At 33.4% G+C, this 14,543-nt stretch carries 15 protein-coding genes; 9 read left to right on the plus strand and 6 right to left on the minus strand.

The window, feature by feature from the left end; translation table 11 throughout:
• Positions 1-262: 262 nt before the first annotated feature.
• Positions 263-712 carry a helix-turn-helix domain-containing protein gene (locus FLP_RS14605; RefSeq protein WP_065450206.1) on the plus strand — a complete coding sequence of 150 codons (450 nt, stop codon included), beginning with the start codon at positions 263-265 and terminating at the stop codon, positions 710-712.
• Positions 713-793: 81 nt separating this feature from the next.
• Here the strand turns inward: FLP_RS14605 and FLP_RS14610 are convergent, their stop codons facing one another.
• Positions 794-1,345: a 1-acyl-sn-glycerol-3-phosphate acyltransferase gene (locus tag FLP_RS14610; protein WP_065450207.1), complete on the minus strand. Its 552-nt coding sequence runs from the start codon at positions 1,343-1,345 to the stop codon at positions 794-796.
• Positions 1,346-1,410: 65 nt separating this feature from the next.
• Here FLP_RS14610 and FLP_RS14615 point away from each other — a divergent pair, with 65 nt between their 5' ends.
• From FLP_RS14615 to FLP_RS14640, 6 genes are all read left to right on the plus strand, one after another.
• A complete protein-coding gene (locus tag FLP_RS14615) occupies positions 1,411-2,076 on the plus strand; it encodes a spermidine synthase (protein ID WP_065450208.1) in 666 nt (221 codons plus the stop codon).
• Between the two features lie 11 nt (positions 2,077-2,087).
• A complete protein-coding gene (locus FLP_RS14620) occupies positions 2,088-2,765 on the plus strand; it encodes a peptidoglycan DD-metalloendopeptidase family protein (protein ID WP_065450209.1) in 678 nt (225 codons plus the stop codon).
• A gap of 6 nt (positions 2,766-2,771) precedes the next feature.
• Positions 2,772-3,248 (plus strand): hypothetical protein, encoded by a 477-nt coding sequence (locus FLP_RS14625; protein ID WP_065450210.1) that lies wholly within the window; start codon positions 2,772-2,774, stop codon positions 3,246-3,248.
• A 9-nt stretch (positions 3,249-3,257) separates the two neighbouring features.
• Positions 3,258-3,782 (plus strand): hypothetical protein, encoded by a 525-nt coding sequence (locus FLP_RS14630; protein ID WP_065450211.1) that lies wholly within the window; start codon positions 3,258-3,260, stop codon positions 3,780-3,782.
• A gap of 54 nt (positions 3,783-3,836) precedes the next feature.
• Positions 3,837-4,307 (plus strand): nuclear transport factor 2 family protein, encoded by a 471-nt coding sequence (locus FLP_RS14635; RefSeq protein ID WP_065450212.1) that lies wholly within the window; start codon positions 3,837-3,839, stop codon positions 4,305-4,307.
• 124 nt (positions 4,308-4,431) lie between these two features.
• Positions 4,432-6,174: an APC family permease gene (locus tag FLP_RS14640; RefSeq protein WP_065450213.1), complete on the plus strand. Its 1,743-nt coding sequence runs from the start codon at positions 4,432-4,434 to the stop codon at positions 6,172-6,174.
• Positions 6,175-6,489: 315 nt separating this feature from the next.
• On the opposite strand, the gene FLP_RS14645 is transcribed toward FLP_RS14640, so the two are convergent.
• The gene (locus FLP_RS14645) at positions 6,490-7,977 is read right to left on the minus strand and encodes an aminotransferase class V-fold PLP-dependent enzyme (protein ID WP_065450214.1); all 1,488 of its coding nucleotides are present in this window, start codon (positions 7,975-7,977) and stop codon (positions 6,490-6,492) included.
• Between the two features lie 179 nt (positions 7,978-8,156).
• On the opposite strand from FLP_RS14645, the gene msrA reads away from it, so the two are divergent.
• Positions 8,157-8,690, plus strand: a complete 534-nt coding sequence (msrA, locus tag FLP_RS14650; RefSeq protein WP_065450215.1) for a peptide-methionine (S)-S-oxide reductase MsrA — start codon at positions 8,157-8,159, stop codon at positions 8,688-8,690.
• Between the two features lie 124 nt (positions 8,691-8,814).
• A complete protein-coding gene (locus FLP_RS14655) occupies positions 8,815-10,383 on the plus strand; it encodes a protein adenylyltransferase SelO (RefSeq protein ID WP_065450216.1) in 1,569 nt (522 codons plus the stop codon).
• Between the two features lie 143 nt (positions 10,384-10,526).
• Here the strand turns inward: FLP_RS14655 and FLP_RS14660 are convergent, their stop codons facing one another.
• The 4 genes from FLP_RS14660 to FLP_RS14675 all read right to left on the minus strand — a co-directional run bounded on the left by FLP_RS14660 (position 10,527) and on the right by FLP_RS14675 (position 14,498).
• Complete coding sequence (locus tag FLP_RS14660; RefSeq protein ID WP_065450217.1) at positions 10,527-11,495, minus strand: YpdA family putative bacillithiol disulfide reductase; 969 nt, start codon at positions 11,493-11,495, stop codon at positions 10,527-10,529.
• 4 nt (positions 11,496-11,499) lie between these two features.
• Positions 11,500-11,976, minus strand: coding sequence for a CYTH domain-containing protein (locus FLP_RS14665; RefSeq protein WP_065450218.1), 477 nt, complete (start codon positions 11,974-11,976; stop codon positions 11,500-11,502).
• 175 nt (positions 11,977-12,151) lie between these two features.
• Positions 12,152-13,186, minus strand: coding sequence for an o-succinylbenzoate synthase (locus FLP_RS14670; RefSeq protein WP_065450219.1), 1,035 nt, complete (start codon positions 13,184-13,186; stop codon positions 12,152-12,154).
• Positions 13,187-13,295: 109 nt separating this feature from the next.
• Positions 13,296-14,498 carry a tetratricopeptide repeat protein gene (locus FLP_RS14675; protein WP_065450220.1) on the minus strand — a complete coding sequence of 401 codons (1,203 nt, stop codon included), beginning with the start codon at positions 14,496-14,498 and terminating at the stop codon, positions 13,296-13,298.
• Positions 14,499-14,543 lie beyond the last annotated feature (45 nt).

Consider the following 14,543-nt stretch of genomic DNA (forward strand, 5'->3'; position numbering starts at 1 on the left):
AACATTGAAAAATAAGTATAATTTATAATTGTAAACAAGATTTTAATCTATTTTAATCAATTAGTGTATACTTGAGTTGACAAATGTTATAACTTTAATTATCAATAATTAATATACTGTATATTAGATATTTAATATTAATTATCTAAAGCTTTAATTACTGTTAAATTGCCTTTTAACTATAATTTACAACTGTAAAATTGCTTTATTAAATTCTTTTAATTACATTTGTAAACAATGGTTTTAAAAATGAAAATTTACAATGGTAAACATAGATGATTTTGTAAAACGCCTGGAAATTATACTGGAGTATTATGCTTTAAATGCGTCTTCTTTTGCGGATAAAATTGGTGTACAGCGTTCAAGTATGTCTCACCTACTTTCAGGCAGAAATAAACCAAGCTTGGATTTTGTAATGAAAATTACTGAAGTTTTTCCTGAAGTCGATCTCTACTGGATTTTAAATGGCACGGGAAGTTTTCCAAAAAACAATGAGGAAATTTTAGAAACTACAAAAACTCCCGCTCCTATTTCTTCAAATGAAAATTTAACTCCAGGAGATTTGTTTTCTGAGATTAATTATGAAGCTGGAAAAACAGAAATAAAAATTGCTTCAGAAACTAAAAATCAAAATTTAATTTCTGAAGAAAGTGAAATTGAGAAAATTGTTATTTTTTATAAAAACGGAACTTTTAAGGCATACAATCCATAATTCGAAAAATCGCATATTGCAAAAAAAATAAAAATATTTTACGTTTAAGCGATTCTCACGTTGCTTAAAAAGAATGAAATTTTATAACTGAAAACCATTTTCCGGAATTCTGCCAACGACTCCTTTATAATGCTTTTTCAAAATCAAAAGATCAGCTTCGTAATTTCCGGTTGGTAAAAATGGTTTTGCAAAACTGACTTCTTTTTTACCCCAATCAAAAGCAACCGGAACAATAGGCACATTTGCCTTAAGTGCAATATAATAGAATCCTGTTTTGATTTCTTTTACTTTTTTACGGGTTCCTTCGGGTGCTACAGCCAAACGAAAAACATCTTTTCTGTCAAAAATCGCTGCAATCGAATCTACTTTGTTCAATCCGCCGCTGCGATCCAGAGGTTCTCCTCCTACGCTTCTAAAATAATATCCAAAAGGAAATTTGAATAATTCTTTTTTCCCAACCCAATTCATTTCTAAACCGGAGATTCCACGGGTAAATATTCCCAAATAAAAATCATGATTGCTTGTATGTGGCATCACCATCATCACACATTTTTTCACTTCCGCATTTTCAATTCCCACTATTTTCCAGCCCATTAGCTTAAAAAAGATGAATTTATACAACTGTTTTTTCATCAAAGTTTATTTTTCTTGCAAAATAAAAGATTTAAAGTGGTAAATTTGAGTAAAAGCATTTAAAAATGATTCAAAAATTATTCAGTTATATCATTCCAATAAAAATATTCAAAAAAAAATCAGAAAGAAGTAAAATTATCGAGGTTACGTGGGCAAACGGAGAGTTGGTTCTGGATTCTGAGAACACCAATTATTCGTACGGAAGTTTGCAGCGTATCTTAAGATACGGTCTTAGAAACATAGGTTATAATACGATTCTTAAAATGGATCACATTCTTTTATTGGGAGTTGCCGGTGGGAGCGTCATCAAAACACTGGTAGATGAAATTGAATATAAAGGTAAGATTACAGGTGTAGAAATAGATTCTGAAATTATTCAGATCGCCAATCAGTATTTCAACCTTGATCAAATAAGGCAATTGGAAATTGTAATTGATGATGCGTTTGAATTTGTTTTAAAAACAAAAAACAAATATGATCTCATCATTATTGATATTTTTGAAGATATCAAAATGCCAAATTTCTTATTTGAAAGTTTTTTTAGCGGACGAATTTGCTCTCTTTTAAAAAATAAAGGTTTTGTTCTTTTCAATACCATGATTTTAGATGAAGCCCATAATGTTCGCAACAAAAAATATATCTCAGAAATAAATACCGAATCGTTTACTTCGAAAATGCTGCCCCGCATTGAAGTACATAATGAGTTAATAATTATTGAAAAAGTTGTTTAAATTTAAAATTTATGAAACCTCTTGCCTCCATTTTAAAAGCCTTGCCACCTACTAAAGTGATTGATTCTAGTATACATCTTTCAAAATATATTCCGTTAGATTTATCTGTTACGAATCATGAATTAATGGAAATGAAACCTGAAAATGCATCTGAATTTGAAACATTTATTTCTAATTACCTGGAAAAAAATAATGCAGAAGTCGCATTTGGAGGTTACATAGAAGGTCGTACCTTATACAAACGAAGTACGATTTTTAAAAACGATTCTATTCCGGAGCGCAATATTCATATTGGGCTTGATTTATGGACAAAAGCTGATACGGCAGTTTTGGCACCGCTTAGCGGAAAAGTACACAGCTTTAAAAACAATATTGGTTTGGGTGATTACGGTCCAACAATTATTTTAGAGCACATTATCGAAAATGAAAAATTTTATACTTTATACGGACATTTATCGTTAGAAAGTATAGAAAACCTTAGTGTTGGGACATTTTTTAATAAAGGTCAAAAAATTGCAACTCTTGGAAATTCAAGTGTTAATGGCGATTATGCACCTCATGTACATTTTCAGATCATAAATGATATCGAAGAGTACAACGGTGATTATCCCGGAGTTTGCAATACAAATGATTTGAATTTTTATATTGAAAATTGTCCTGATCCCAACTTATTATTAAAAATTACTTAAATAGTTATGAAGAAAGCAGGATTGATTATATGTTTGTTGCTGTTAATTGGGTGTAAATCGAAAACCGTTAGCAGAGATACCGAAGATTTAAAAATTAAGAAAATTTCTGGTGCAGAGGTTAATGCCAATCAGCAACAAAAAGCGTACGAATTAGGAAAACGGGTTTTAGAAACCTGTAATACATCAAAGTTTAAACCTTTTAATGAAACAGAAGTAACTGCTTCGGTGAGGCAAAACACAACCGAAGAGCGTTTAACCAAAACATGTCAGAGGTTCAGACAATATTACGGAAGTTTTATAGATTTAAAATTAGATGGCGTTTACAAGACAAAACAAGAAGTAGTGTACCGCTATCACGCCTTATACACAAAAAAAGTCGCCAATAAAGAATTGCGCGTTTTTGTGAATGAAGAAAATTTGGTTTCTGCCATTAAATCAATGGATTGGGATGAAAAATTTGATTCTAAAATAACTGAACAATAAAATAAAATTATGAATTTAAAACTGCCTTTTTTTTTAGTACTGCTAATTTCAACATTTGCAAATGCTCAGGAAACAATGAGTGTAAAAGGCTCTAAACCTTATCCTGCAACAGAAAATTATACTTTCATTTGCGAAAAATATGTTTACACAGGCGAAGCAAATGTTCAGATTGCAAAAACAGAAAAAGGAGGCATTTTAAAAATAACCATTAAAACAGCAAATGATAAAACCCGAATTTCTGGTGGTTTATATGTTGATTTAGCAAACGGGGATGTTATTCCCTGCGTTGACAAAAAAGTAAACGAAAGTACTGAAGGGACAACATCTTCATATTATTATTTTACTCCGGCCGAAATGATCAAACTTAAAAAAAATGACATTAAAGGAGTACGCTTTATAGTTACCGGAAACTCTAACGCCTTTGGCGATCAAACCGGATATTTTACAGCGTCAAATAAAATGACCTATTTTTCGACGGCATTTGATAAATCTAAAAAATCATTTGATACTGCCGCAGCAATTACTACTCTATAAATAAATTATTTAATCTAATAATTTATTTATATTTAAACTCTAATATAATACCCTATGAATCCTAACGAAGCATTAATTACCAAATTTTACACTGCTTTTGCGAACGCCGATGCGAAAACAATGAGTGAATGTTACCATCCTAAAATTCATTTTATTGATCCTGCTTTTGGCTTACTAAAAGAAGATCAGGTGACTAAAATGTGGGAAATGCTTATTTTAAAAAGCAAAGGCAATATCAAAATAGAATTTTCTGATATAAAAGCCGATGATTCTTCAGGTTCAGCAAAATGGGTTGCTGCTTATAATTTTAGTAAAACAAATAGAAAAGTAATCAATACAGTTACTGCCGAATTTGCTTTTCAGGACGGATTAATTATCAAACATACAGACAGTTTTGATGTTTGGAAATGGTCGAAACAAGCTTTTGGTCCAATGGGATATTTATTAGGATGGACAGGTTTTTTTCAGAAGAAAATTCAGGACCAGGCCTTATTGTCACTCAAAAAGTTTCAGGAATCTAAATAATTTCCAGAGATTATAAATTCAAAATCAGCTAAAATATATTTTTAGTATTTACTATCTGCCTTCATTTAATATTTGCTTGTTTTTTACTACTTTTTGTTGAGTTAATCGTTAATGGGGAATAACTATGAAAGAACTTGTACACAAAAAACTAAATCAATTACAGGCAACGGCAATTTGTGGAAACGATATTAGTTCCTCTTGTTTATATGTTTCAGCATTAACTATTTTGTATGCAGGTCAATACGCCTGGATTTCATTATTAATAGTTGCAGTGGTTTTGTATTTGTTCAGAAAAATTTATGGAGAAGTTGTTGGTGCAATCCCCTTAAACGGTGGAGCTTACAATGTTCTATTAAATACATCAACCAAACGATTGGCTTCACTCGCTGCGACATTAACCGTTTTGTCGTATATGGCGACAGCAGTAATTTCAGCATCAGAAGGCATGCATTATTTACACGGAATCTTCGAAAGTTTAAATGTAACTATTGCAACAATTGTCGTTCTCATTTTATTTACAGGACTTGCTATTTTAGGAATCGGCGAATCGGCATTCGTGGCCGTGATTATTTTTATCACACATTTAGCTACTTTAACCCTACTCGTCTTAGCTTCGTTATGGTTTGTCTTAAACAATGGTTTTGAAATTTTTCATATCAATTGGGCAACTCCCATAGCGTACGGAAATATTAAAACAGCCTTATTTCTGGGTTTTTCGGCAGCCATGCTTGGTATTTCGGGTTTCGAAAGTTCTGCCAATTTTGTCGAAGAGCAAGAACCAGGCGTTTTTCCAAAAACGCTTAGAAATATGTGGGCAATCGTAAGTTTCTTCAATCCTGTAATTGCGATACTGTTAATCAGCATTATTCCATTAACAGAAGTCGGCGCAAACAAAGAATCACTTCTCGCTCATTTGGGACAAACCACCGGAGGATCATGGCTCGCGTGGCTGATTTCTATCGATGCGGTTTTAGTTTTGTGCGGAGCAGTATTAACTTCATTTGTTGGAGTTTCCGGATTATTAAACCGAATGACCTTAGACAGAATTCTGCCCAATTATTTTTTAAAACAAAATGCAAGAGGTTCGCATTATAGAATTGTAATCAGTTTTTTGGTTTTATGCATTTCGGTACTTTTTGCTACAAGCGGTCATTTAGAATCTTTGGCCGGAGTTTATACCTTTTCGTTTCTCGCCGTCATGGCATTATTCGGAATCGGAAATTTATTACTCAAATTCAAACGTAAAAAATTACCAAGACCTGAGCGTGCACGTGGAATTGCAGTCGTGCTGGCAGTTTCGTTTATCATTGCCGCTTTCTTAGGAAACATGAAGCTCAACATCAACTCCTTTTATACCTTTTTAAAATACATGGTTCCGTCACTGATTTTTATCGGAATCATGCTAAACCGCGTCATCTTAATTCGATTACTAATCGAAGCTTTAGAGTATTTCTATCAGCCTTTACGAAAAATGGTAATTCTCAGCAATCGTTATTTACAACGAATGAGTGTCGAAATCAATTCGCAGGAATTTGTCTTTTTTACCAAAGGCGACGACATTGCCATTCTCAACAAAGTCCTGCAATACGTTCAGGGAAATGAAACCACTAATAAACTAAAGATTGTTTATGTAACAAACAATACTTCAAGAAACGAAGCTTTAATAAAAGATCTTGAAGTTCTGGATCGCGCTTACGATGAAATTGACCTGGAATATCTTGAAATACAAGGTGTTTTTGGTCCAGAAATCATAAACGAATTATCCGAAAAGTGGAAAATCCCTAAAAACTTCATGTTCATAGGTTCTCCCGGAAATAAGTTTTCGTACCGCGTTTCGGATCTTGGCGGAGTGCGCCTAATTATGTAGTAGAATTTTCAGGAGCAAACAAATCAGTTTTCTTAAGACTTTCTGTCCCGCTTTCACCTTTATCTTTGTTCGTTCCTCTCAAAGGATACCGGCTCTATCGGGGCTAAGCGAGAAATTTATCATTCATAAAAAACAAAAAATAGTTTGCAACCGAAATTGTTTTTTAACCGCGAGGCATAATTTTACCGCAAAGCACGCAAAGTTTTTTATCAAAGCAGTTTTATAAAAACGTAAAGTTCGCGAAGCTTTGTATTGACCAGCTTTGCGAACTTTGCGAAAAAATCTTAGCGCTCTTTGCGGTTACATTTTAAATTTTTAAGATTTAAACCATCCGGCAACCAATTCATCCTCAAAAGAATTTGCATTTTTATGAACAAACTCATTTGTGTTTTTATTATAAGAATAATCCAAAGCCCAATTTTTGTGGTTCTCGGCTAAATCCCTGATACTTTCACAAACAAAAGCAATTTCTTCATCAGTTGTAGTCGGGTGAATCGACATTCTAATCCATCCCGGTTTTTTGATCAAGTCACCAATCGTAATTTCATTTACCAGTTTATTCGAAGTTTCCTGATCTACATGTAAAAGAAAATGTCCGTAAGTTCCGGCACAGCTGCAACCTCCCCTGGTCTGAATCCCAAATTTATCATTTAGCAATTTTACGCCTAAATTAAAATGAAGATCATCAATAAAAAACGAAATTACACCCAAACGATTTTGGTGTTGTCCAGCCAGAATCTTAATATTAGAAATTGGATTTAATTCATTAAAAACAAAATCTACAATTTCATGTTCACGTTGCAGAATGTTTTCAATTCCCATTTCTTCTTTTAGCTCAATAGCCAGTGCGGTTTTTATAACTTGTAAAAAACCAGGAGTTCCGCCATCTTCGCGATCCTCAATATTGTCAATATATTTATGTTCTCCCCAAGGATTTGTCCAGCTTACAGTTCCTCCGCCAGGACAATCAGGAATCATATTATTGTATAATTTTTTATTAAAAATCAAAACACCCGAAGTTCCGGGACCTCCTAAGAATTTATGTGGCGAAAAGAAAATCGCGTCAAGATAGGCTTCAGGATCTTCAGGATGCATGTCGATTGCTACATAAGGACCAGAGCAAGCGAAATCTACAAAACAAACACCATGATGCTGGTGCATTAATTTTGCCGCTTCATGAAAAGGCGTTTTTAAACCCGTAACGTTCGAACACGAAGTTATCGAAGCTATTTTGATCGTTCTGTCAGCATATTTTTCTAATAGTAAAGACAAATTATCCAAACAAAAAAGTCCCTTTTCGCAAGACGGGATAATCTCTACATCAGCAATTGTTTCTAACCATGATGTTTGATTAGAATGATGCTCCATATGCGAAATAAAAACAATTGGTCTTTTTTCTGCCGGAACAGTAATAAAATCCTTTAGATTCTCCGGAACTTTAAGCCCTAAAATACGCTGAAATTTATTCACAACACCAGTCATTCCCGTTCCGTCAGTAATTAAAACATCATCTTTACTGGCATTCGTATGACGCTTAATAATGTTTCTGGCATGATGATACGCTTTTGTCATGGCAGTACCTGACACAGTAGTTTCTGTATGTGTATTCGCCACAAACGGGCCAAAATCATTCAAAAGCTGCTCCTCAATTGGGCGGTATAACCTCCCGCTGGCAGTCCAATCGGTATAAATGATCTTTTTTTTGCCATACGGAGAAGTAAATTCCTGATTAATTCCAACAATATGTTTTCTAAAATCCTGAAAATAGGTTTCTAAAGTGATGGTATTATTTTTGCTATCCATTAGTGTGCGTGAGTTAGATTGCAAATATATTGCTTTTTTATAAAATTGCGAATTTATCAATTGTAAACTTCAAACATTCCATTACCGTTTAGTATCTTTAAGTAAAACATTGTTTTTTTAATAATTTATCATAATATTCTATCGGATTAATAGGGAAAGTAAAACTAAACAATACTTTAATGAAAAATTTATCGTTAGCTACTTTTGGTGGTGGATGCTTTTGGTGTATTGAAGCTGTAATTCAGCGTTTAAACGGAATAGAATCATTAAAATCAGGATTTTCGGGAGGTTTTATCAAGAATCCTCCATATCGGGAAGTTTGTACCGAAAGAACAGGTCACGCCGAAGTCATACAAGTAACATTTGATCCTGACATAATTTCATATCATGATTTGATACTTATATTTATGACAAGCCACGATCCCACAACTGTAAATCGTCAGGGCGCAGATGTTGGGACTCGATACCGTTCTGTAGTTTTATATCATGACGAAAAACAAAAAGCAATTGCAGAAGAAGTTTTTAAAGAAGTTAAACCTTTTTACGAAGATTCAATTGTAACTGAATTAATACCATTTAAAGTATTTTACGAAGCCGAAGAAGACCATCAAAATTATTATAATAACAATCAGGATGCGCGATATTGCGAGATTGTAATTGCCCCGAAAGTACAGCAATTAAAAAAAATGTACGCAGATAAATTAGCTCACTAAATATAAGTTTCTGCCACAGATTAAAAAGATGAGAATGATTTTCCTTACTTACTTATAAATCTCTTAGAGATTTAAAAAGAATCATTTTATTCATATAATCTGTGGCAAATTAATAAAATTTAAAATGAAAAATTTAAAAATAAATAATCGATTTACTGTTGAATTACCTGCAGATGCTAATGAAACAAATGAAATTCGTCAGGTTTCTAATGCTGTTTTCTCTTATGTAAATCCAACAAGACCATCTGAGCCCAAATTAATCCACGCTTCCGAGGAAGTCGCTGAATTAGTGGGAATTGCTCCGGATGAAATCCAGTCAGAATCTTTTTTGAATGCTTTTTCAGGAAAAGAAATTCTTCCTGAAACGCGTCCTTATGCTATGTGTTACGCGGGACATCAGTTTGGTAATTGGGCTGGGCAATTGGGCGACGGCCGTGCAATTAACTTAACCGAAATAGAACATAATAACGAATTTTATACGCTCCAATTAAAAGGAGCCGGAAAAACGCCATACTCAAGAACTGCAGATGGTCTTGCTGTTTTGCGTTCTTCTGTAAGGGAATATTTGTGTGCCGAAGCAATGTATCATTTGGGCGTTCCCACTACCCGATCGCTTTCGCTAATGTTATCCGGAGATGAAGTTTTAAGGGATATTTTATACAACGGAAATCCTGCTTACGAAAAAGGTGCAATTGTTTGTCGTGTAGCGCCATCGTTTATTCGTTTTGGAAGTTTTGAAATGTTAACTGCCAGAAACGAACTCAAAAATCTAAAAGAATTTGTAGCGTACAATATCAAGCATTATTTTCCTGAAATAAAAGGAGAACCCAAAGAGCAATATTTACAATTCTTTCAAACAGTTGCAGATAAAACTCGCGAAATGATTTTACACTGGCAACGAGTAGGTTTCGTACACGGTGTGATGAATACAGATAATATGTCGATTCACGGGATCACGATTGATTACGGACCTTACGGCTGGTTAGAAAATTACGATCCAAATTGGACACCTAATACTACAGACAGTCAAAACAGAAGATATCGTTTTGGCAATCAGCCACAAATTGCGCAATGGAATTTATATCAACTGGCAAATGCTCTTTATCCTTTAATCAATGAAGCAGAGCCTTTAGAAAAAATATTAGAATCTTTTATAAATGATTTTGATTCTGATTATAAAATAATGTTTTTGAGTAAATTAGGAATATTTACTTCAACTGAAGCTGATAGTAAATTAATAACTGATTTAGAAACTGTTTTGCAGTTATCAGAAACCGATATGACCATCTTTTTTAGAAATTTGAGCCAAATTTTAAAATCTGATACAACAGAAAAAACAATTGAAAGGATAAAAGATTCTTTTTACAAGCCTGAAGAAATTTCAGGAGAAATCTTAGAAGCCTGGATCAAATGGTGTACTGTTTATATCGAAAGATTAAATACTGAGGAACTATCAGACGAAAATCGTTCGAAAAAAATGAATACTATAAATCCTAAATATGTTTTGCGTAATTATATGTCACAGTTGGCAATTGATGCGGCAGATCAGGGAGATTATTCTTTAATTGATGAGCTTTACAATGTACTGAAAAAGCCTTATGATGAGCAGCCGGAATACGAAAAATGGTTTGCCAAACGTCCGGATTGGGCGAGATCTAAAGTTGGGTGTTCTATGCTTTCTTGCAGCTCTTAATTTTTTTTCTACAAATTTTAAACATTTAATTTTTAAATAAACCATTAAGATATTAAGAAAAATTAAGTACTGTTTCTTAAATAACTTAATCTCTTAATGGTGAAAAAAAATATTTTAATGTTTTAAAATCTGTGGCAAACCTTTTACTTCGAGGTGATATAATCTACAATCATATTGGCATGAATGCGGGAATTTTCTATAAACCATTTATGTGTTTGCATTCCGCCACAAACTACTCCCGCCAAAAATAAACCCTCAATATTGGTTTCCATTGTTTCAGGATCGTATTGAGGAGTTTTTAATTCATCATCAGATAGTTGAATTCCCATCTTTTCCAGAAAAGTCAAATCTGGTTTATAGCCTGTTAATGCCAGAACAAAATCATTTTCTATAGTCACTTTCCCGGTAGGTGTTGCTATTTCTACTTCATTTTCTAGTATTTCAGTAATATTCGATTCAAAATAAGCTTTTATACTTCCTTCTGCAATTCGGTTTTCGATATCCGGTTTGACCCAATATTTGACTCTGTTATTAATTTCGTTTTTACGAATAACCATCGTAACATTTGCCCCTTTTCTCCAACATTCTAAAGCAGCATCAACAGATGAATTATTGGCGCCTACTACCAGAACATTTCTAAAAGCATATTCGTGCGCTTCTTTATAATAATGACGCACTTTAGATAATTCTTCTCCTTTTACGTTCATTTCAATCGGAATGTCATAAAAACCCGTCGCAATGACTACGTTTTTCGCTTCATACGAAGACTTGTCGGTTGTAATCTTAAAAGATTTATTTTCTAATTTCAGAACCGTATTTACTTTTTCAAATAAATGAATGGAGAAATTAAAATAGCGATGAATATTTCTGTAATATTCTAAAGCTTCCTGACGGCCTGGTTTGGGAGCCAGACAATTAAACGGAATATTTCCAATTTCAAGTCTTTCTGCCGTCGAGAAGAAAGTCATATATAAGGGATAATTAAAAATACTATTTACAATCGCACCTTTCTCAATAATTAAATAACGTAATTTTTTCTTTTGAGCCTCGATCGCGCAAGCAAGCCCTATTGGTCCGCCGCCAACGATAATCAAATCATATTGTTCTGTCATAACTTTATTGCTTTTCCCAGCTTTTAAAAGGATTTTTACTCAAATATGCGTTGTAGTATCTTTTGTCATTTGTCACTTCTTCGCCTAGCCAATCAGGTTTCTCAAATGATTCTGTTTCAGATTTTAACTCGATTTCGGCCATTATCAAACCTTCATTTTCTCCATAAAATTCATCGATTTCAAAAATGTGCTTTCCGGATTGTACTTCAAAACGAGTTTTTTCTATTTTGCCTTTTTCACATAATTTAAGCAACTCCTGAGCTTCACCAAGCGGAATTTCATTTTCCCATTCAAAACGAGACATTCCTCCCTGTTGACCAATTCCTTTTATTGTAATAAAGCCTTTATTTCCTTTTATTCTAACGCGAACAGTTCTTTCAGGAATTGAACTCAAATATCCCTGAGCGATATTATTTTGCGTAAAAGCCTGTTCTTTAAAATCATCCGATTTTACAAGAAACTTTCTTTCTATTTCGACCATTTTTATTGTCTCAATTTAATTTTTATGCAAGTTACTTAATTTAATTCACTCTTAAAATTGAGTTTTCAAACAATCAAGAATCAAAAAGCACTTTATCTATTAGGCAATGCAGTAAAGTCAGTTTACTTTTTTATCCTACTTATTGTAACCTCTGGACCTTTGTTTCTCTTCACCTTTAAAAAAAAGGACTCCATTTTTTAGAAGTATTGTACCACAATTTTCCTTCTGAAACTTCAAGAGGACAATCGATATTATTGGTGTAAAGTGCGCCGGTTCCTAAACCCTGGGGCATTTTTGAGTTTTGAAGAAATGTCCATTGAGAAATGGCGTTAAGACCAATATTGCTTTCTAAAGCTGATGTGATCCACCAGCCAATATTATATTTATTGGCTAAATCAATCCATTCTTTGGTTCCTCTGAAGCCTCCTATAAAACTTGGTTTCAGAATAATGTATTGAGGCTTTATTTCCTGCAGTAATTTTTCTTTTTCGGGTAATGAAAAAACACCGATTAATTCCTCGTCTAATGCAATAGGAAACGGAGTTGTTTCACATAAATTTGCCATTACCTTACTATTACCTTTTTTGATTGGCTGTTCTATACTATGAAGCTGAAATTGATTTAATTGATGGAGTTTATCTAAAGCTTCATTAAAGGCAAAAGCGCCATTTGCATCTACACGAATTTCGATCTGTTCTGCCGAAAAATGGCTTCGGATAAAGTGTAACAATTCTAATTCCTTATCAAAATCGATAGCGCCAATTTTAAGTTTGATACAATTAAAACCGTCGGCTAATTTCTCTTCAATTTGTTGTTTCATGTACGCAGCTTCACCCATCCAAACCAATCCATTTATTGCAATTGATTTAGAATTATTGGTAAAATCCGAAGGGAATAACACATATGGATTTTCACTTTTAAGAGATAAAAAAGCCATTTCGATCCCAAATTGTATCGACGGAAATTCTAATAAAGCTTCCCATAAAGCAGTTTCTCCCAATTGAATATTTTGACACGCCCAGTTCAGTTTTTCTTCGTAATCATCCCGATCATCTGCACTTAAACCACGCAAAATACCGCACTCGCCTATTCCTTTTTTACCATTTTCTTCAAGAACAATAAACCAGGTTTCTTTTTCGGTCATAACACCTCTCGACGTTCCCGAAGGACGCTTAAATTCGAGCATGTATTTTTGGTAAGTTGCTTTCAAAATATCTTATTTTTATGTCGCAGATTACACAGATTAAAATGATTTTTTTTTAAACATTGAATGTTTTTATCTTTTCCTCAATCGTTTTAATCTGTGGCAAAACTTTTTATTAATTATATAATTTTAAAACTCTTTCAAAGTCTTTTGATGGTAATCCGGCTTTTTCGAAAACGGTAAAATCCTGTTTGGTTTTTTCTTTCCAGCTTAAACTGTCTGTGACATTTTGAGTTTGGTATTTTTTATAAATGGCTTTTGCTTCGCTGTAGTCGTCGCTTACCAGATAAACGTGTGCCAAATTTAGTTTTACCAATAATTCTGTATCGTCTAATTTTTCGCCTTCTTTCAGAAATTTAATTGCTTTTGCATATTGTTTGGTCAAAATGTAGCAGTAGCCAAGAGATCCATAATCGATTGCGGTTGCTTTTCCGTCATTAATAATCGTATTGAGTTTTTGAATGGCTTCGTTGTATTTTTGCAGTTTTATCAAAGTCTGAGCTTGTGTTCTTAGATCGTTGTAAACGTTTTTAGAAATATCGGCATCTTTATAACAACTGTTCCCGAAGTCTTTATATACTTTGTTTTTCTCTATTGGCAATAATTTCTGAAATTCTGTATAACGATATTGTTTCATTATTTTTTCGAGAATACAAACGCAAAAATCATCAGAATTGGCCATCTTTTGCGCCATTGTAGATGTTTTGCAAAGACTTATAATTTCATTTTTATTGTCCTGATTCCATCCACGATTTAATTTTGAATCGACCCACGGCACAACTTCCAGTACTATTTTTTGGTTTAAAAGCCAGTTTTTACTATGAAAACCAAACCACAGTGTACTAATATTTTGTCCTAAACATGAAGATTTATCAAGTGATAATCGTTTGGCATCTTTACTTAATGGTTCTTCCTGGTTGTAACAGGCTTTATCCGTTTTACCATCAGAAATGTATTTTTTAGCATTTTCGTTTGAAGTAAAAAGCGCGTAAGAACAAGTGTCGTCACCAGAAATTTTCGACATTAAAAAAACAGCTCCGGCAGAACCCTGAGATATTCCGGTTGGATCAGGAATGGATTTTAATATCGAAACCAAACTATTGGTCATTTCCTGATTTTCGTCTAATAGTGTGATTCTATAAACGATTTCTGTTGTTCCAACAGGTAAATCTTCGGTTTTTAGCACAATTCGGTCTCGTGCTGAAACTATAATTTCTTTTGTAGTAGCGCGTTCCTTATCCCAATAGCCATCTTTTTGCGCGAATGTGTTGCAAGATGACGCAACTAAAAGAAACAAGGCAATCTTTTTTAAATTCATTTTAGAAAATTTAGTTAAATGTCTCATGCAAATTTCAAGCCTAAT

Source organism: Flavobacterium piscis (assembly GCF_001686925.1).
Classification (GTDB): domain Bacteria; phylum Bacteroidota; class Bacteroidia; order Flavobacteriales; family Flavobacteriaceae; genus Flavobacterium; species Flavobacterium piscis.